The organism is Archangium violaceum, assembly GCF_016887565.1.
Classification (GTDB): Bacteria; Myxococcota; Myxococcia; order Myxococcales; family Myxococcaceae; genus Archangium; species Archangium violaceum_B.
Genome location: NZ_CP069396.1, coordinates 3,898,172 through 3,917,678, shown reverse-complemented (window position 1 = coordinate 3,917,678; position 19,507 = coordinate 3,898,172). Strand labels below are relative to the sequence as shown.

At 69.3% G+C, this 19,507-nt stretch carries 13 protein-coding genes; 12 read left to right on the top strand and 1 reads right to left on the bottom strand.

The features are described from left to right. Position 1: 1 nt before the first annotated feature. The 12 genes from JRI60_RS16205 to JRI60_RS16150 all read left to right on the top strand — a co-directional run bounded on the left by JRI60_RS16205 (position 2) and on the right by JRI60_RS16150 (position 15,331). A complete protein-coding gene (locus tag JRI60_RS16205) occupies positions 2-1,672 on the top strand; it encodes a PQQ-dependent sugar dehydrogenase (RefSeq protein ID WP_204226767.1) in 1,671 nt (556 codons plus the stop codon). 144 nt (positions 1,673-1,816) lie between these two features. After that, positions 1,817-2,416 (top strand): YfiR family protein, encoded by a 600-nt coding sequence (locus tag JRI60_RS16200; RefSeq protein WP_204226766.1) that lies wholly within the window; start codon positions 1,817-1,819, stop codon positions 2,414-2,416. Positions 2,417-2,419: 3 nt separating this feature from the next. Next, entirely contained in the window at positions 2,420-4,363 is a 1,944-nt protein-coding gene (locus JRI60_RS16195; RefSeq protein WP_204226765.1) for an ATP-binding protein, read from the top strand. Between the two features lie 12 nt (positions 4,364-4,375). Next, positions 4,376-6,604, top strand: coding sequence for a TonB-dependent receptor (locus JRI60_RS16190; RefSeq protein ID WP_204226764.1), 2,229 nt, complete (start codon positions 4,376-4,378; stop codon positions 6,602-6,604). 45 nt (positions 6,605-6,649) lie between these two features. Then, positions 6,650-7,537 carry a phosphate ABC transporter substrate-binding protein gene (locus tag JRI60_RS16185; protein WP_204226763.1) on the top strand — a complete coding sequence of 296 codons (888 nt, stop codon included), beginning with the start codon at positions 6,650-6,652 and terminating at the stop codon, positions 7,535-7,537. Between the two features lie 48 nt (positions 7,538-7,585). Then, positions 7,586-7,858, top strand: a complete 273-nt coding sequence (locus JRI60_RS16180) for a hypothetical protein (RefSeq protein WP_204226762.1) — start codon at positions 7,586-7,588, stop codon at positions 7,856-7,858. A gap of 1 nt (position 7,859) precedes the next feature. Beyond that, entirely contained in the window at positions 7,860-9,734 is a 1,875-nt protein-coding gene (locus JRI60_RS16175; protein ID WP_204226761.1) for a DUF4129 domain-containing protein, read from the top strand. Then, the gene (locus JRI60_RS16170) at positions 9,727-11,022 is read left to right on the top strand and encodes a DUF4350 domain-containing protein (RefSeq protein ID WP_204226760.1); all 1,296 of its coding nucleotides are present in this window, start codon (positions 9,727-9,729) and stop codon (positions 11,020-11,022) included. The genes JRI60_RS16175 and JRI60_RS16170 overlap by 8 nt, the downstream gene beginning before the upstream one ends. Further along, a complete protein-coding gene (locus JRI60_RS16165; RefSeq protein ID WP_204226759.1) occupies positions 11,019-12,020 on the top strand; it encodes an AAA family ATPase in 1,002 nt (333 codons plus the stop codon). Before JRI60_RS16170 ends, JRI60_RS16165 begins: the two co-directional genes overlap by 4 nt. Continuing rightward, positions 12,017-13,324: a DUF58 domain-containing protein gene (locus tag JRI60_RS16160; RefSeq protein ID WP_204226758.1), complete on the top strand. Its 1,308-nt coding sequence runs from the start codon at positions 12,017-12,019 to the stop codon at positions 13,322-13,324. The genes JRI60_RS16165 and JRI60_RS16160 overlap by 4 nt, the downstream gene beginning before the upstream one ends. A 118-nt stretch (positions 13,325-13,442) precedes the next feature. Continuing rightward, positions 13,443-14,864: a DUF2380 domain-containing protein gene (locus tag JRI60_RS16155; RefSeq protein WP_343213409.1), complete on the top strand. Its 1,422-nt coding sequence runs from the start codon at positions 13,443-13,445 to the stop codon at positions 14,862-14,864. Continuing rightward, on the top strand, positions 14,861-15,331 hold the full coding sequence (locus JRI60_RS16150; RefSeq protein ID WP_204226756.1) for an NUDIX hydrolase: 471 nt from the start codon (positions 14,861-14,863) through the stop codon (positions 15,329-15,331). Before JRI60_RS16155 ends, JRI60_RS16150 begins: the two co-directional genes overlap by 4 nt. Positions 15,332-15,387: 56 nt before the next feature. On the opposite strand, the gene JRI60_RS16145 is transcribed toward JRI60_RS16150, so the two are convergent. Further along, on the bottom strand, positions 15,388-19,377 hold the full coding sequence (locus tag JRI60_RS16145; RefSeq protein WP_204226755.1) for a serine/threonine-protein kinase PknK: 3,990 nt from the start codon (positions 19,375-19,377) through the stop codon (positions 15,388-15,390). Positions 19,378-19,507 lie beyond the last annotated feature (130 nt).

The following is a 19,507-nucleotide window of genomic DNA, read 5'->3' as shown; positions in this document are numbered from 1 at the left end:
CATGAAGACGTCGCTTCGCCTTGGACTGCTGCTCGCAACCCTTCCCCTCGGGGCCTCGGCCCAGACAGGCAAGTACACCGCCTCCGGGAACTGTGATGGCCTACCCCGCATCGACGTGACCACGCCTCGCGGCGTCTGCGTCGGCGTGGTCGCCGATGGCTTCCGCTTCCCCCGCACGGTGACGACCCTCGCCGATGGCAGCCTCGTCGTGGTCGACATGGGCGGCTGGGTCCCCAGGAAGGGCTCGCTCTGGCGCCTCACCCCGGACGCCGCCTCCCATACCTATGTGAAGCGCAAGCTGCTCGATGGGCTCGATCGCCCCCATGGCTCGGCCATCGGCCCGGATGGGCTGCTCTACGTCGGGGAGATCTCCCGGGTGATCCGCGTCAACCCCGATGCGGCCGATCCCGCCTCCACGAAGGAGACCGTCGTCGACGAGCTCCCCACCGACGGGCGCCATCCCCTGACGGCCATCCTCTTCGACAAGCAGGGCTACCTGTATGTCAATCGCGGCTCCGCCTCGGACAACTGCGAGGCCACCAAAGGCTATCGCAACGCCAAGGGCCGCACCTGCCCCGAGGCGCAAGGCCATTCCGCGCGAGGCGTCATCCGGCGCTACGCCCTGACCGGCCCGAACCGCACCGCCCCCCGGTGGATGAACTACGCCGTCGGGCTGCGCAACTCCATGGCCATGGCCATCCACCCCGAGTCGGGGCTGTTCGTCCAGGGCGAGAACTCCCGAGACTCCATCAACAAGGCCGACAGCACGCTCGATGATCGCACCGAGCCCCGCGAGGAGCTCAACATCATCGTCCCGTGGCAGGACTATGGCTGGCCCTACTGCTACGACGGCAACAAGGCCAGTCCCGAGTTCAAGGGCTTCGACTGCTCGCGCATGCGCCAGCCCGCGCTCCAGCTGCCCGCCCACGTGGCTCCCCTCGGCATGGCGTACTACTCCGGAGGCATGTTCCCCGACTGGTACAAGGGCAAGCTGCTCGTCACGTACCACGGGTACCGGGACTTCGGGCAGAAGCTCGTCGCCATCCCCACCGATGCCACCGGCAAGCCCACCGGCGAGCCCTTCGAGATCATCAAGGGCTGGTACAAGAAGGGCTCCCAGCCCCTGGGCTCTCCCGTCGGCGTGAGCGTGGCCCGGGACGGCTCCATCTTCCTCGTCGAGGACAAGAACGGCACCGTCCTGCGCCTGTTCTTCGATCCCTCCCAGGGCGATGGCATCCCCGCGCCCGGGCTGTCCGTCAATCCTGGCAAGGACGCCGACCAGGATGCGCGCTGCCGCGAGCTCGCCACGCGCGACGACTCGTTCTCGCGCATCCAGCGCGACATCATCGACCCGCTCTGCACGAGCTGCCACGGCGCCGCCGGTGGCAATGCCGGCAACCTGCGCCTCGCGCGCTGCGACGACATCGGCAACGCGCAGCGGCTGCTGGCCCCCCGCCCCGGGCACTCGCCCTTCGTCATCCCCCGCGACCTCAAGAGCGAGCTCTACCTGCGCCTCCAGGGGACCACTCCAGGGCTCCCTCCCATGCCCGCTGGAGGTTTGAGCCCCGAGCAGCTGGAGGTGGTGGAGGGGTGGATCCAGGAGGGGGCGCCCGTTCCTAGCGCCCAGAAGGCAGGCACGGGCAAGGCCATGGCCACCGACGGCAATCCCTGAGTCACTCACCACCCACACACTTTTCCCGACTCGTCAGGGCTTCCAGAACACGACAGCACTCCGGGCGCCGAGACCCGCCAGGCTGCGCGCCCCCGCCTTCGGTGGAATACTTCCAATGTCAGGCTTGGCATTGGGGGATGCACGATGAACAGCAACCGGGGACGGCTCGGACGCGGCCTCTGGACCCTCGGCGTGCTGCTCGCGCTGCTCAGCCAGACGGCACGGGCCGAGGGACTTCCTTCCACGCTGCGCGCATCCCTGCTGGTGCGCATCCTCGCCTACGACCGGAGGATGGGCACCCTCCCTCCGCCCCTGACCGTGGTCGTCCTCCATCTGGAGGGCAACGAGGGCTCGGAACAGACGGCTCGGGAGTTCACCCGCGCGCTGGAGGCAGCCTCGCGCGGGAAGTCCATCCTGGGCCGGCCCGTGCGTGTCATCCGCATCGGCTTCCGTGATCCGTCCCAGCTCCAGGCGGAGCTCTCCGCGGCCCGCGCGGCGGCGCTCTACGCGTGCGAGGGCCTCGAGGCCTACACGGACCGCATCGCCCAGGTGACGAGGCACCTGTCCATCCTCTCCTTCACGGGCAGCCGCGCCCAGGTCGCCCAGGGCCTGGCCATCGGGCTCAGCCGCCAGGGGGACTCGCCCATCATCCTCGTCCATCTCTCGGCGGCCCGGGAGGAGGGCGCGGACCTCGATGCCGGGCTGCTCAGCCTCTCCCAGCTCGTCAAACCCGACCGGGAGTGATCCATGGACCTCATGCCCCGTCATCTCTCCCTGCGGGCCCGGCTGATCACCCTGGTGGTGCTCTTCTCCACCGCCTTCGCCCTCTTCTTCCTCCTCTTCTTCCCCGCGCGCATGGAAGAACAGGCACAGCACTGGATGCTGGACCGCGCCCTGGGCCTCACCCGGCTGCTGGCCAACGCCACCGAACCGGCGCTCGACTTCGGGGACCCCATCTACGGCAGACGCCACCTGGAGACGCTCGACTCCATTCCGGAGGCCGTCTTCGCCCTGCTGCTGCTCGAGGATGGCACCCCCCTGTCCGCCTGGCACCCGGAGCGCGCCCCGAAGGAGCCACTCGAAGCCAGACAGGGGGCGTTCATCCGCGGGCAGGAGGTGCTCGCCCGGGTCCAGATCCAGACCCGGGGGGGCCAGCAGGGCACGCTGTTGCTGGGCCTCAGCCTCGCCGAGTTGCAACGGGAGAGCCGGCGCACCCAGCAGCTCGCCGCGCTCATCTCCGCGCTCATCATCGGCATCGGGATGCTGGCCGCCTCCGCGCTGGGGACCCTGCTGGTCAAGCCCCTCAATCGCGTCACCCGCGTGGCGCTGCGCATCTCCGAGGGAGACCTGGGCGCCCGGGGAGAGCTCGACCTCAGCCGGCGCGACGAGACGGGCACCCTGGCCGCCGCGCTCTCGCGCATGCTGGACCGGCTGTACGAACAGCGCGCCCTCATCGAGTCCCAGGTGCGCGAGCTGCGCAGCACCCAGGAGCAGCTCATCGTCGCGGACCGGCGCACCTCCGTGGGCACGCTCGCGGCCGGCGTGGCGCATGAGATCAACAATCCCCTCGCCTACGTCACCGCCAATCTCCAGTTCGCCCTGCGCGAGCTGCCGCAATTGAAGCGCCTCGCCCAACAAGGCACCCCGGATGCCCCGTCCACGCAGGAGGAGGAGGACTGGGAGGAGGTGCTCAAGGCCCTCTCCGAGGCCCGCGAGGGTTGCGCGCGCGTGCAGCACATCGTCCAGAGCCTCAAGTCCTTCTCGCGCGGGGACGACGGCAAGCGCGAGCCCACGGACCTGAGACACACCCTGGAGACCGCCATCAACATGGCGGGCAATGAGATCCGCCACCGCGCCCGACTGGTGCGCGACTACCAGCCGGTCCCGCCCGTCGAGGCCAACGAGGTCCGGCTGGCCCAGGTCTTCCTCAACCTGCTCATCAACGCCGCGCACGCCATCGAGCCGGGGGCCGCGGACCGGAATGAGATCCGCATCTCCACCCAACAGGGAGAGGACGGACGGGTGCGGGTGGCCATCACCGACACCGGCAGCGGGATGACACCCGAGGTCCGCGGCCGTCTCTTCACTCCCTTCTTCACCACCAAGCCGGTGGGGGTGGGCACGGGGCTCGGACTGTCCGTCTGCCAGGGCATCGTCACCAGCCTGGGTGGCCTCATCGAGGTCCAGAGCGAGCCGAACGAAGGGAGCACCTTCACGGTGGTGCTCCCGCCCTGCACCACCGCGGCGCGCGATGGCACGGACGAGCCGGCCGCACCGGCCCCCAGGGCGAAGCGGGCCCGCATCCTGGTGGTGGATGACGAGCCCCTGGTGGGGGCCGCGCTCCGCAGGGCCCTGGGCCGCGAGCACGAGGTGGTCGTGACGACGGGTGCACGCGAGGCCCTGGCCCGGGTGCGTCAGGGCCCCCCCTTCGACGTCATCCTGTGCGACCTGATGATGCCGGAGATGACCGGCATGGAGCTCTACGCCGAGCTCCAGCGGACGAACCCCGAGCAGGCCCGGGCGGTGCTCTTCCTCTCCGGCGGCGCCTTCACCGAGACGACCCGCGCCTTCCTCGAACAGCACCAGGAGCGGGCCCTGGGCAAACCCATCGACATGGACATCCTGCGCGAGCGGCTCCGCGCCCTGCTCGAGGGTCACGCTTCCCCCTCCTCCCTCCCCGTCATGAGTTGAGGCCATCCCCCCATGTCGCCCCGTTCCCCGATTCCCTGGCGCCGCATGCTGCCCCTGGCCGCGGCCCTGTCGACCCTCCCCGCCCAAGCGCATGACGAACCGGCCCCGGAAGAGGACTCGGAACCCGAGTGGACACAATCCCTCTCCCTGGAGGAGCTGCTCCAGGTGGAGCTCTCCGCGCCCTCCAAGCGCCTCCAGAAGGCCCGGGAGGCACCCGGCGTGGCCTCGGTGGTGACACGCGAGCAGATGCAGCGGTTCGGCTGGACGACGCTCGAGGACATCCTCTTCAGCCAGCCCGGCTTCTTCGCCTCGCACGATTACGAGCGCAGCACGGTGGGCGCCCGCGGCCTCTGGGAGGGGTGGAACAACAACCACCTGCTCCTGCTGGTGGACGGCGTGCCCATGAACGACAACGACACGGCCGCCGCGTTCACCTGGGACATCACCCCCCTCTTCATGGTGAAGAGCGTGGAGATCCTCCGCAGCCCCGCCTCATCCCTGTATGGCTCCAGTGCCATCCACGGGGTCATCGCGCTCAATACCCTCTCCTCGGCACGCACCTTGAGCGAGGGCGAGCGGATGGAGATCAACAGCGAGGCGCGGCTGCGTTTCGGCAGCCAGGGCACCGCCGCCGTGGACGCGGTGGCGGTCACCCGCTCCCGGCACGTCTCCGCGGTGGTCGGCTTCCAGCACCTGCGCACGGATGGCTTCTCCTATCTCTCGTATGACGGCTCGGGGCGCACCGATGCCACGGGTGCGCTCCAGCGCTTCACCATCCGCGACCGCCATGACAGCGATTACCTCTTCGTCAAGGTGGAGGCGCTCGAGGCGCTGGAGGGATTGTCCCTGCAGTACCACCTGCAGGACTGGAGCTACGGCACCGGCCATGGCTGGGCGTTCTGGGTACCCGACATCGAAGAGCCCATGAGGGACCGCCGGCACATCGCGGTGCTGCGCTACCACTCGCCGCCCGGGGGCACGCTGGAGCAGGAATACGTCTTCAAGTACCAGCGGCACGAGTACGACAACCACGTGCGCTTCTATCCGAGCGGCGCCCTCGACGGGCTCTACCCCTCCGGCGTGACCGAGGTGTTCAAGAGCGCGGTCAACGAGCTCTTCGGACGGGCCCAGCTCTCGGCCAACCTGCTGGATGGGCACCTCTCCCTGCTCGGCGGCGTGGAGTACGGCACCACCCTGTACCATGGCGACGAGCAGCACTATAGCAACGCCGACCTCGCCGACGCGGAGGGGGGCTACCCCGCCTCGGAGACTCCGGTGCTGCTCCGCCCCCTCTATGCGGCCATCCTCGACGAGCCCTTCAACAAGGTGGGCGCCTATTCCCAGCTCGTCTGGAGCCGGATGCTGGACCTGCCCCTGTCGCTGACCCTGGGGCTGCGCTACGACTTCCAATTCTTCCACTACCGTGACCCGAGGCAGCCGGACTCGTCCCGGCGCTACAAGTCCTATGAGCAGCTCAGCCCGAGGCTGTCTCTGGTGTTCCTCCCCAGCTCCGCGCTCAGCCTCAAGTTCCAGGCCGGCCGGGCCTTCCGCGCACCGTCCTCGGGTGAGCTCTTCGGCACCGACACCTGGATGCTGGACGCCAATGTCGAGGTGTTGCGTCCCGAGCAGGTCACCACCTTCGACCTCGGCGCCGACTGGAGCATCAGCCCGAATCTCATCTGGCGGAACACCCTCTTCCACTCGCGCTACGACAACCTCACCGGCTACAGCGACGGCGAACTGACCAACCTCCTCTCCCAGACCAACGCGGGCCTGGAATCCGAGCTCCTGGCGGAGGTGGACCTGGGGCAACAGGGCCGGGTGTCGGCCTTCGGCAGCTACACCTATGTGCGGCTGCTCGATGGCTCCGACTCGAATGGCGTGTCACCCGCCCGTGCGGGACGCCTCACCTGGGCACCTACCCACCTGGCCAAGGCCGGGGCGAGCTATCAGCGGGAGCGCTTCAGCTTCGCGCTCCAGGGGCGCTACCAGAGCGAGGTGCACCGCCGCGAGGAGGAGCTGCTGGAGCCCCTGAACGCCGCCGCGAGGCCCTCGGTGGTGCCCGCCTGGGTCCGATTCGATGCCAACGTCCGCTACCAGCTCACCGGCTGGGCCACCGCCGAGCTCAAGGTGACCAACCTGCTGAACGCGCGGAACTACCTGGTGAAGATCGGCGACTTCCCCTTCGACTACCAGATGGAGGGCCGCCGCGTCTTCGCGAGCGTGGAGATCGACCTCTGATCGTCCCCGCCAGGGACAGGGCCCCGTTGTAGAGTGGGCGTTCCCATGAGAACGCCGCTGTCCCTGTTCTTCACCGCCACGCTCATCGCCCTGCTCGCCGGCTGCAGGCGCCCGCCGTCCTCCTCGCAAGTGGATGCGGGCTCCCCGAGCGCCGCCGTGAAGGGGCCCCGAGGCACCGTGACGGTGAAGGGCTCGGACACGATGGTCCTCCTGGGACAACGCTGGGCCGAGCAGTTCATGAAGACGCACCCGGGCGCGAAGATCCAGGTGACCGGAGGCGGCTCGGGGACGGGCATCGCGGCGCTCATCAACGGCACCACGGACATCGCCATGTCCAGCCGCCCCATCAAGGAGGCCGAGAAACAGCAGGCCCGGCAGCGCGACCCCGACGGCCCGGTGGAGGTCCCCGTCGCCCGGGACGGCATCACCTTCTACGTCCATGAGAGCAACCCGGTGGACGTCCTCACCATCGCGCAGCTCAAGGACATCTACCTGGCTGACGTCACCCGTTGGAAGGACCTGGGCGGCAGGGACGCCCCCATCGTCCCCTACTCGCGGGAGAACTCCTCGGGCACCTACTCCTTCGTCAAGGACGAGGTGCTCGGCGGCGAGGACTTCACCCCGCGGGCCCTGACCCTGCCTGGCACCGCGGCGGTGGTGCACGCGGTGTCCCTGGATCGCAACGGCATCGGCTACGGGGGCTCCGCCTACGCCAAGGGCGTCAAGGAGGTGAAGGTGAAGAAGGACGCACACGCGGAGGCCATCGCGCCCACCCCGGAGAACATCCGGAGCGGCGCCTATCCCCTGTCGCGCAGGCTCTTCTTCTACCTGCCCCGCGAGGCGAGCGGTATCGACAGGGACTTCATCGACTACGCCCTGTCACCCGAGGGACAGAAGATCGTCCTCGAGGTGGGCTACTTCCCGGAGAAGTAGTCTCCGACCCGCTGGCACGGTCGGCCCGGGATTTCGTAGGCTGCACCCATGATTCAGGGCTCGGGCCGCTGCCACTATCACCCGGAGCGCACCGGGCTGGGCATCTGCGTGGAGTGCCGCCGCGTCATCTGCCGCGAGTGCACCACGCAGTTCGAGGGCATCAATCGGTGCGCCAGCTGTCTGGAGAAGCGGCTGAAGTCGCTGCAGGCGCTGGCGGAGCGCCGGGAATGGACGGTGGGCAACGTGCTGCTGGCCCTCATCGGAGCCTCCCTGCTGTATGGCGGTGTCCTGTTGCTCGCCCGCATGGCGGCGGAGCTCTGACATGGCCGTCTCCGCGCTCGAGCTGCGCCCCCGAGGGGCGGTGGCGATCCTGGACGCGGGCCTGCGCGTGTGCGTGCGCGGCTCCGGCGTGTGGGCCCTTACCCTGCCCGGCGGAGCGCTCGTCACCGCCGCCCTGATGCACCTGACGGACGCGGTCACCAACCACCGCTCGCTGTCCTTGCCCGCGCTCGGGTTCACCCTGGCCTGGCTCGTCCGGGGCCTCTTCCAGGGCGCCGCCTGCCACCACGTGCAGGAGCTGCTGCTCGGCCAGGGCCCGGGAGAGCCCACGGCGTGGGGCTCGCTGCGCGCCGCGCTGGCCCGCGCACCGAGCCTCCTGTGCACCGTGGCCTACCTCTTCCTCTTCAACCTGCTGACGCTCACCCTCTCGCTGGGCTCCGCCTTCCTCTTCCTGTCCGCGCACCTGGTGGGCTTCGCCGCCACCATGCAGGGTCGCGGCAGCCCCCTGGGCCTGTACGGGATGTGCTCGAAGATGCTCGGCCCGGCGCGCTCTGGAGCCACCGGGGTCCGCCTGCTGCTGCTGGTCCAGTTCCTGGTCTTCTTCAACCTCCACGTCGGCGTCAACGCCCTGCTCTACGTCGGCCGCAAGCTGCTCGGCATCGACCTCACCTTCGCCGAGCGCTTCGCCTCGCTGGACAACACGCCCTGGCTCGTCTTCCTCGTGGCCGTCACCTTCACCCTCTTCGAGCCGCTGCGGGCCGCCACCGCCACGCTGCTGCTGGTGGATGGGCGGGTCCGCCAGGAAGGATTGGACCTGCTGGCGGCGGTGCAACAGTTGCCCTCGAGGCTGCCGGCTGGACGCGCGGGAGCCCGGAGCGCGGCGCTCGTCCTGCTCGCGCTCGTGGGAACCTGCCTGCTGGCCACGCCGGCACGGGCGCAGCAGTCGAAGGAACCCGAGTCCCTCGCGGAGACGGAGCAGCGCCTGGAGAGCCTCGCCGAGTTCTGCGAGCATGAGGCGACGGATTCATGGAAGCAGACCCTCGCCTCGCTGAGCCCGGCCGAGGCCCGGAAGTTCCAGCGGCTCGTGCACGGCGTGGAGGAGAGCGTGTACGAGGACGAGGACTGCGGGGCCATGGAGCGGCTCGAGCAGGGCGTCACCCTCGCGCAGCAGACGGCGGAGTTGGAGAAGGCCCAGGCGGATGCACGGGCTTCCCAGGCTCGCGCCCGGGACATCCTCGCGCGACCCGAGTTCCAGGTGCCCGACCCCCAGGAGCAGAAGGAGAAGGCCCCCACCGAGCCGGAGCCCGAGGGCCCCTGGCAGCGCTTCCTCAAATGGTTGGGGGACTGGCTGAAGAAGCTCTTCGACCGGGACGAGCCCGCTCCGGCGAAGCCCCCGAACTGGTCCGGCCTCAGCGGGCTGAACGTGGCCAACGTGCTGGTGGTGGTCCTCGTCGCCGGGGTGCTGGTGGTGCTCGCGCTGGTGCTGCTGAAGGCGCTCGGAAAGAACGCGAAGGACGAGGGCGCGCGGCTCGAGGTGAGCACCCAGGACGCGACGACACTGGCGGCGGATCCGACGAACGCCCTCTCCCGCCCACCCGAGGGCTGGGCCCAGCTCGCCGACGAGCTGGCCGCCCGGGGTGAGTACCGCGAGGCGGTGCGCAGCCTGTACCTCGCCCTGCTCTCCCGACTGCACCGCGATGGCGTCATCCACTACGACACCACGCTGAGCAACTGGGACTACCTGCGCCAGTTCAAGGGCCGCCGCGAGTGGGTGCCCCCCTTCCGCGAGCTGACGCTGCGCTTCGACTTCGCCTGGTACGGCAACCTGCCGGTGGGCTCGGACGGCTACCGCGACTTCCGCGCGCTGTGCGCCCCGCTGCTGTCCACCCCCGCCACCCCGGAGGCCGCCAGTGCGTGACCGTTTCCCGCTGCTGGTGGTGGGGGGATTGATCGTCACCGCCCTGCTGGGCTCGTGGCTGGTGCGCGGCGCGGCCCGGGGTGGCTTCGCCGACACGCTCTCCACCTGGCGCGCCCAGCCGGACGGGGCGCGCGGCCTCTACCTGCTCGCCGAGGAGAGTGGCATGCCCGTCCTCCGGCGCACCGCGGACCTGCAGATCGTCCAGGGCACGGGCTCGCCGGTGCTGCTCGCGGTGGAGGTGGAGGATGCCCGCGAGGACGACCCGGACGAGACGGCGCTCGCCTCCGACTCGGATGAGGAGGAGGACGACGAGGAGGTGCCGCGCCACGGCCTCAACCGGCTGCACGTGCCCGAGCTGAGCGAGACCGAGACGGAGAAGCTGCTCGACCACGTGCGCGAGGGACACCACCTCGTCTATGTCCCCTGGGGCTCGAAGGAGAACCGGCTGCTGGACGCGGTGGGGGTGAAGCTCCGCAAGGCGGACACCTCGCTGCCCATGCGCACGCTCGTCCCGCCCCTGTCCAGCCCGTACACGCTGGGCGTGGAGCGCGTGGAGGCGAAGGTGCAGGCCTACCTGACGCTGCCCGAGACGGGCGCCGTGCCGCTGCTCGAGGACGAGCCGCTGGGACTGACGGTGGCGGCGGTGGTGCCCTACGGCGCGGGCAAGGTGCTGGTGGTGGGCGCGCCGGAGCTGGCGATGAACCAGGCGCTCGCGCGCGCGGACAACGCGCAGTTCTGGCTGAGCGCCTTGAGGGCACTGGGCCCGGGGCCCTACGAGTTCGACGAGCACCACCACGGCTTCACCAACGAGCGCTCCCTGGTGGACTTCGCCCGCCGCTACGGCCTGCACTTCGCGGTAGCGCAATTGCTGCTGGGGCTGAGCCTGTGGGCGGTGGCGCTCAAGCGCTTCGGCCGGCCGCGCCCGCCGCCCGAGGCCGTGCGCGTGGGGGCCACCGACGCCCTCTTCGCCATGAGCCGCCTGTACCGCGAGGGGCGGCACCACGCCTTCGCCGCTGGCCTCATCACCCGTGGCCTCACCCAGGAGCTGGCCCTGCACGCGGGCCTGCCCGCGCACGCCCCCGCGAAGGCCGTGGCCGAGAGCCTGGCGGCGCGCGGGCGGGAGGACCTGGCCAACGGCCTGCGCGCCATCGCCCGCAACGCCGAGTCCACCGACACCGAGAGTGATTTGCAGCAGCTGGCCACGCGCGCCGCGATGCTGCGCCAGCGCATCCATCCTTCCGGGCCGCCGCCGGGCGAGCCCGCCATGTCGAGAGCCGAGGAGTCATGACCCTGCCCACCATCGCCCCCCACCCGTCCACCGCCGCCAGCAACGCCGTGGCCGCCGCCCATGCCATCCGCGAGGGCGTGCTCTCCGAGGTGCGCAAGGCCGTCGTCGGCCAGGACGAGCCGCTGGAGCTGATGCTCGTCGGCCTCATCGCCGGCGGCCACGTGCTGCTGGAGGGCGTACCGGGCGTGGCCAAGACGCTGATGGCCAAGGCGCTCGCGAGGAGCGTCAGCTCGGACTTCAAGCGCATCCAGTTCACCCCGGACCTGATGCCCGCCGACATCCTGGGCACCAGCATCTTCGACCTGAAGAGCCAGTCCTTCGTGCTGGTGCGAGGCCCCATCTTCACGGACCTGCTGCTGGCGGATGAGATCAACCGCGCCCCCGCCAAGACACAGTCCGCGCTGCTGGAGGCCATGCAGGAGCGCGCCGTGTCGCTGGAGGGCCGCAACATGCCCCTCTCACCGCTCTTCACGGTGTTCGCCACGCAGAACCCGGTGGAGTCCGAGGGCACCTACCCGCTACCCGAGGCGCAGCTCGACCGCTTCCTCCTGAAGATCGACGTGGGCTACCCGGCGCCCGAGGAGGAGGACGCCATCCTCGCCTCGGTGCACCGGGGCTTCGACTCGGGAGACCTGACGCGCGCGGGCGTGGGAGCGGCGGTGACGAAGGAGGGACTGCTGGCGGCACGGGCGGCGCTCAACGAGGTGACGGTGGAGCCGCCGGTGCTCTCCTATGTGCGCAAGCTGGTGGCGGCCACGCGGACCTCCAGCCGCATCCGCCTGGGCGCGGGGCCTCGCGCGGGCGTGCACCTGTTGCTGGCCTCGAAGGCGCTGGCGGCGCTGCGCGGCCGGGGCTTCGTCACGCCGGATGACGTGCGCTTCCTGGCCGCGCCGGTGTTGAAGCACCGCCTGCTGCTGTCGCCGGACGCGGAGCTGGACGGGGCCACGCCCTCGGACGTGCTGCGCGAGGTGGTGCAGTCCATCGAGGTCCCGCGGTGATTCCCACCGGGCGCCTGTGGGTGCTGCTGTGCCTGCTGGCCGTGCCGATGATGGCGGCGGGATTCTTCCCGGGCCTCGGCGGCGTGGTGCTGGTGTTGGACGCGCTCGGGCTGGCGCTCGCGGGAGTGGACCTGCTGCTGGCCCGCCGGGTGCGTCTGGAGGTGAGCCGGAAGCTGCCGGCCCGTCTGTCCGTGGGGGCGCCCAACAAGGTGGAGCTGCTGCTGGTGCACCGGGGAGGGCAGGCGGTGGACGTGCGGGTGCGCGACGACGTGCCCGAGTCCTTCACCGCCGAGCCCGAGGAGGCCCCGCTGCACTTGCCTCCGGACAGCCAGACGCGCTGGGTGTACCGGGTGACGCCGGTGAAGCGCGGCAGGTTCGGTTTCGGGGATGTGCACGTGCGGGTGCGCGGGCCGCTGGGGCTCGTCTTCCACGAGCGGCATGTGCCCGCGGAGCAGAAGGTGTCGGTGTTCCCGGACCTGCGGGGCGCGAGCCGCCTGCTGCTGTCCGGCGCGGCGTTGGATCTGGTGAACCTGGGCCTGCGGCAGCTGCGGCGGGACGGCCGGGGCAGCGAGTTCGCGCGCCTGAGGGACTACGCGCAGGGAGACTCGGTGCGCGAGGTGGACTGGAAGGCCACGGCGCGGCGCACGAGGCCGGTGACGCGGGTGATGGAGTCCGAGCGCTCGCAGTCCATCCTCATCTGCGTGGACGCGGGCCGCTCGATGGCGGCGCAGGTGGACGGGCTGACCAAGCTGGACCATGCCGTCAACGCGGCGCTCTTCCTGGCCTTCGTGGCGGTGCGCAATGGGGACCGGGTAGGGCTGGCGGTGTTCGCGGACGGGGTGAAGGCCTACCTGCCTCCGGCGGCGGGCCGAATGCAGTACCGGAAGATATTGGACACGCTCTACTCCACGACACCGAGCCTCACGTACGTGGACTACCTGGCGCTCTTCAAGGAGCTGAACGTGCGCCTCACGCGGCGCAGCCTGCTGTGCGTGTTCACGGACTTCCTCGACGAGGAGCAGGCCTCCACGATGGTGGCGCCGCTGCACCGGCTGGCGCGGCGACACGTGCCCCTGTGTCTGTCCGTACGGGACACGGCGCTGGCGAACCTGCTGCGCACGCCGCCCTCGGGCGCCGAGCAGGCCTTCCAACAGGCCGTGGCCAGCGAGCTGCTGACGGACCGCGAGGCACTCAAGGCGAAGGTGAGCTCCGGGGGAGTGCAGATGCTCGACGTCCAGCCGGATGAGCTGAGCCTGGCCGCGGTGAACCGCTACCTGGACATCAAGGCGCGCGGCGTGCTGTAGGCGCCAAGGGCCTCGACTGACCATGGGCTCCGAGCCGTCCTTGACGCCAGGACAGGCTCATTCGCCCTCGTGGGCCTGGGAACAGACAATGCACACTGACTCGCCACGGGCCAGGTGGGTGGGGCTGCTGCTCACCATGGCTCTGCAGTCCACCGGCTGCGTGCCGCTGACGTCACCGCTCGGCCGGGGTACGAGCCTGAGCTACACACCTCGCGAGACCGCGGCGCCTGCGTTGGCCCAAGGGCCGAGCAAGGAGCCTCCGCACGGCCTCGCATCCCCACCCTCCTCGCCACTTGCATCCACACAGGCCCGTCAAGCGGTCTTCAGTGCCATTTTCGACGTATCGGGCACCACGCGCCGCATCGCTGGCGAGCTCTCCAGACTCAAGGCCAGCAAGTTGGGAATCGCCGGCCGAGCCGCCGGCCTCTTTGTCCCCTACGTCAGTCATGGTGAACGTCAATTGCGATGGATTGACGCCGAGCTCGCTGCAGCCACCCGGCTGGCCAACACCGCCTCGGAGGTGGATGACCCGGAAATGGAGCTCGCCCTCCTACGCCTCGCAGGCCCACGCCTCGAAGCCGCCATGTTGGGCTCCATCCTGCTCGCCGCATGGCTCGACTTCCTCAACCTCACTGACGTCGTGCTCCAGCAATGCCCCTTCTACAGTGTGGAGAAGCTGCTCATGGACCTGGACCATTCGCAGAAGATGCTCGAGCCCGCCATGACAGCCCTCTCCTCATTGAACCCTGGACAGGTCGAAGCAGCGGCGGCCGACCTCCCCGCGCTGATCGGCCACCTCACCGGCGAGTTCGATAAAACCCGACAAGCCGTGCGCGTAGCAGAGAAGCGCGGAAGGCAGTTCATGGCGGCGGCGCAGAGCATGGAGATGCTCACTCTTCTGTCGGCGATGAGAGTGTCGTTGCCTCGGCTGCCGCCGACCGCTCCCGCCACACTCGGTGTCGGCCTCGTGATGGGAGCTGATGGTGTGATGATGGGCACTCGGATTGTCGTCTCCGCTGAGTGGGTGGAGATGATGCGCCGGCTCGTACAGGCGGGCGTCATCTCCGTATCCGTCGTCAGCGCCGCTGTGCGGATACACGCCGGCCAGGTGCTGATGTCCGAATCGAACCAGGACCTGCCGCGAGGCGTGCGCGAGGCGCTCGGCGACGGGCCCGAGGTGCGAGGCATGCGTGTGACAGGCAGAGCGGGAGCCGGCATGGCCGAGCCACCTCAGCACCACGTCCTGCCGCGAGAGTTCCGAGAGTGGTTCGAGAAGCGCGGATTCACCGGCGACATGAGCATCGACCAGTTCTGCGTCAGCATGGAGCAAGCAAAACACGAGGCGCTCCATGGCGGTGGCGACTGGCGCCTGGGTCGCACATGGCCCGGCGAATGGAACCAGATGATCATGAAGGCGCTGCACGACGCCGAGACCGTCGCTGGCCGGATGTTGACGCCCAATACCATCCTGAGGATCGTCGCAAGGGAGATGAAGCGCCATAATCTTCCGGTGGCCTTTACTCCCTGGAGAGGAGCATGAGCGAGGATCGTTCCTGGGAGGGCGATTGGAAGGTCCGCCTGTACGAGCGGGTCCGCGAGCGTGGTTACGACTCGCTCACAGCCTTCGCAGAGGCGCGCCCTACCCTCCCGCTGGTGGAACTGGCCCAGGAGCTTGGCGGGGACGAAGTCAACGCGGTGCAGGTGTTCAGCGGGTTGGTGGCCGAGGCGGAGCGAAGCCATCGGCTCACACGTCTGGTGCGCGGACAACTCGTGCGCGAGCTGTGGGAGAGCCTCCCCGACGGCTGGCCGGCCGTGCTGGACGACGAAGCTCGTCTGGAGGTTGCCATCGCCCTCGGCTCGTGGAGTGCCTTCACCCCGGATACCCATGAGGAGCGCGCCAGGCATGTCATGGCAACACTCCTCGCCACGCCGCCGCCGCCTGGCTGGCGCCCGCTCGGTCCGGACGACGAGTTGCTCCGAACGCTCCTTCCTGACGAGGAAGCCTGAACCTCTCCCCTGAAGAGGACATGAGCATGTGTGAGACACGCGGCGTTCTGTAGGCCCTACGCCACGGCCTCGCCCCAGCGCTGGCGGGCCAGTTCCAAGATACGGGCGTTCTGGGGCACCCGACGAAGGAAGCGCTCGCGCGTGGCTGGTTCTGGAATGTCGTCGGCACGCGCTCGCACGCACCGCACGGCCTTGCGCAAGGCCGCCTCCCCCGCCCCGATGTCCCCCCCGGCGAAGCAGGCCTCCACCAACGCCAGGTACATGGATACCGCGTACTCGCCTTCGCTCCCCATCTGCTCCAACTCCCGCACACCGAGCGCCGCCACCGCCCGGGCCTCCGCCACGCGCCCCTGGGCCAGCAGGACGGAGGCGAGGGTCGTCCGCGCGAAGATCAGATAGGCCGGGAACGGCGCCAGCTGAGCACACGCCATGCGTGCATGGGACTCGGCCTCGCGCAACTCGCCATTGCCCGCCATGACATGCGCCAGCATGGCGCACGACATGCCGCGCCTGAAGGAAAAGGAATTCTCGCTGTTCGTCCGTTCGATGACCAGCGTATGAGTCACCCACTCCCTCGCCAGCAAGAGGGCCTCCTGCCGATGTGCCGGCTCCGGGCTGCTGGCCAGCGATTGGAGCAAATAGAGCTGCACATGGGTGCCCACGAGGTGCAACTCCTTGCCCTGGATGACGGCCACGGCCGCGCGCAGGCGCTCCACCGCGCCAGGAATGTCCCCCAGTGAGACCAACATCGCGCCCGAGAGTGCCTGTTGCAGGATGACCTCCCGCTCCGAACCGATGTCTCGAAAGTCCCGCCAGCCCTGCTCCGACACCAAGAAGGCCTGCCAGGGCCTGGCCTCGAGGAGGTAGAGCAGATGGGACTTCAAGAACCCCATCCAGCCACGCACCACGGCGTCTCGCGCCATGACCTCGGGGCCCACCTCCAACAACCGCCCGAGCAGGACTTCCACCTTCTGGCGAGCACCGGACCAGATGGCCGCCGCGCCCATCAATGCGATGGACTCAACATAAGGCGCGACCGCCTCCGGCTCCGGATTGGTACGCAACAGCAGCTCACTCAGCCTGGCCACCTGATCGTGGCGGCCGTCATGCGCGTTCGCGATGATGAGCCCGCTCACCAGCCTGCACCACAACGGACTGCCCGCCTTCAACCCCTCCAATACCGGGCCCCCCAGTTCCAGCAGCTTCGCGAATTCATCCCTCCAGAAGCACACCACGGACTGCAGCGCACGCAATCGGACCAGGGGCTCGCCGCTCACACCACAGGCCAGGGCCTCGTCCACGCAGCGCATCGTCCCCTGCAGGTCGTGCCGCTCGAAGAGCTGCTCGGCGGCCCGGGCATAGAAGAGCGCGGCATGATCCAACTGCTGCCCCAGCTGGTAATGCGTGGCGAGCACCAGCGGGTCTGGCTCTCCCATCCGCTCCAGCCACGCCGCCACCAGACGGTGGCCCATTGCCCGATGGTTGTCGGGCACCAGACCGTAGGCCGCATCCCGCACCAGCCCGTGCCGGAAGCGATACTCGTCCAGGCCAGGGAAGCGCCCGGAAGGCTGCGGCTCGATGACCTCCTGTCGCACGAGTTGCCGCAGGTGCATCTCCAACGACTCGTCCTCGCCCTGGCGACCCAGCAGCGCTCTCACCCCACCCGACCAGAAGGTGCGGCCGAAGAAGCTGGCGGCCAGCAGCACCTGGCGCATCCCTGGCTCCATCCGCATCAAGCGCGCTTGCAGTACCGCCAGCACCGTCTCCGGCGGAGCCTCCCCGCGCCCCTCGGCCACCATTCGGATGAGTTCCTCCAGGAAGAGCGCGTTGCCGTCGGCCTGCTCCACGACCCTCTGCACGACGGAGTCGGTCATCCTCGGTCCCAGCACCTCACGCACCAGCCTGCCACTGGCCTTGCGGCTCAAGCCGTTGAGCTGCAATTCCTGCAATCGCCTCGACCACAGGCCCGGGAAGAGTTCCTTCACCTCGGGCCGCGCCAGCGCCAGCACCATGAAGGAGTGCTCGGCCAACTCGCGCAATACCTCGTCCACCAGCTTGATAGTGAGCGCGTCACTCCAGTGCAAGTCCTCCAACATCAGCAGCACCGGCTGGTGGGTGCACTCGGCCTTCAGGAAGGCCGTCAGCGCCCGACCCAGCTGCGTGCTCATCAGACGCGGATCTCCCCGTGCGGCGCGCAGGCGCGGGCTGTCCTCCTCGGGGAACGGAATGGCGCACAACTCACCCAGGAACTCGACAACATCCTGGGACTCGTCCTCGGGCAGGTGCTGGGTCACGCGCTGGAACAGCCGACCCCGGCGCGCCTCCAGCGACTCCCCCTCGACCAGGCCACACAGCCGCCGCAGGGCCTGACCCAGCAGACCATGGGAGGCTCCCGCGCCCATGGGATCCCCCCGCCCCAGCAGCACCAGGGGCCGTGACTCCCTGCGCTCGATGCGACGGAGGAACTCGTGGCGCAGCCGGGACTTCCCCATGCCCGGAGGGGCCGTCACCAATACGGCCCGGGCCGCCTGCTCCTCGATGCAAGCCGTGAGGGTGAAATCCAGCAGGGCCAATTCCTGCTCCCGGCCCACACAGGCCGTGGGCCTGCCCAGCAGCGGACGGGACTCGTCGGTCCAGGACTGCTCTCCCTGCAGCAGGAAGAAGTCCTCGGAAGAGCGAGAGAGTTGGAATCCCGACCCGAGCAGGCCAGCCGTCACTTCATCCATCACCACGAAAGCGGCGGTGGGCATCCGCTCCAACTGGCGCAGCAGCCGCCCCGCCCTGTCCAGGGCATCGCCCACCGGCAACCGCTCGTTGAAGACGCCGCGGCCGGTGACCAGCACCACGGTGGTTTCGGGCCAGCGCTCCTTGAGGGTGAGCGCACACCGGGCCGCTAGCGCCACCTGATCCGTGGCAGTCCCCCGCTCCGGCACCAGCGAGACCACGAGCGAGCCATCCGCCAGCAGTTCCACCTGGGCCCCATAGGGCGCGAGCGCCGGGCGCAACGAGTCGCGCAGGGCGAAGCCCTGGGTCAGATGCCCGCCCGACTCCCCGCCCCGCATGGGCTCGAAGGACACCAACAGGACACTGACCAGCTTCTGCTCGGCATCACCCAGGCCCGGAGAGCGCGACTGCTTCGATGCCCGCGGTGGAACGAGCTCGGGAACGGACTCCAGCACCGTCAGTGCTTCCAGCAGGCTGGCCACGTCCGGCAACCGCCGCCGCGGATCCTTGACCAGCATCCGGTCCACCAGCACCTGCAAGTCGGGAGGCAGGTCGGCGCGCAGCGTGTTCAGCGGGGCCGGTTCAGCGTACAGAATCTTGGCCAGCGCGACGGCGAAGTGCGAGGCATCGAAGGGCGGCCTGCCCGTGAGACACTCATACAGCACGCACCCCAGCGAGAAGATGTCCGCGGCGGGAGAAATCTCCGGCTGGCTGGAGGCCTGCTCCGGTGCCATGTAGCCCGCTGTACCGAGCACCGTGTTGCTCATCGTCACCGCCACCAGGGAGCGCGTGGTGTAACGGGCCAGCCCGAAGTCCAGCAGCACCGCGTCCTGGGGACGGCCCCCGCGCAGGAAGAGGTTGGAGGGCTTGATGTCACGATGGACGATGCCCTGTGCGTGGGCCGTGGCGAGCGCCTCGGCTACGCAGCGCAGCAGGCGCAGGCTCTCGGGCAGGGTGAGAGGCTGACGGGCCAGACGCTTCGACAGGTCCTCCCCCTCGAGCCACTCCATGGCCAGGTAGGGCTGCCCCGCCTCGCTGGTTCCATGGTGGACGTAGGAGACGATGCCGGGGTGGCTCAGCTCGGAGAGCAGGAGTGCCTCGCGATTGAAGCGGTAGGCCACCTCCGGAGATGTCACGGCATGCAGCAGCTTGATGGCAACGGGCCGTCCGGAGTGGGAATCCGTGGCGCGGTAGACGGTCCCCATGCCTCCACGACCCGCCAGCGCCTCGAGGGTGAAGCGGCCGGCGATGACGAGCCCCTGAAGAAGGAACTGGGGCTGGACCTTGTGGGGAACCGTCGGCTCCGTGCTGTCGTTGTCCATGATGTACGTCTGTGCCCTCCCGCAGTCGCCGGAGCGGCCACCGCTCCAAAAAGGAGCGAATGCGCCTCCCAATGTATGGGAAAAGGCTAACACGACGAACCGCCGGAATGGATTCTCCGCGAGTGAAGAC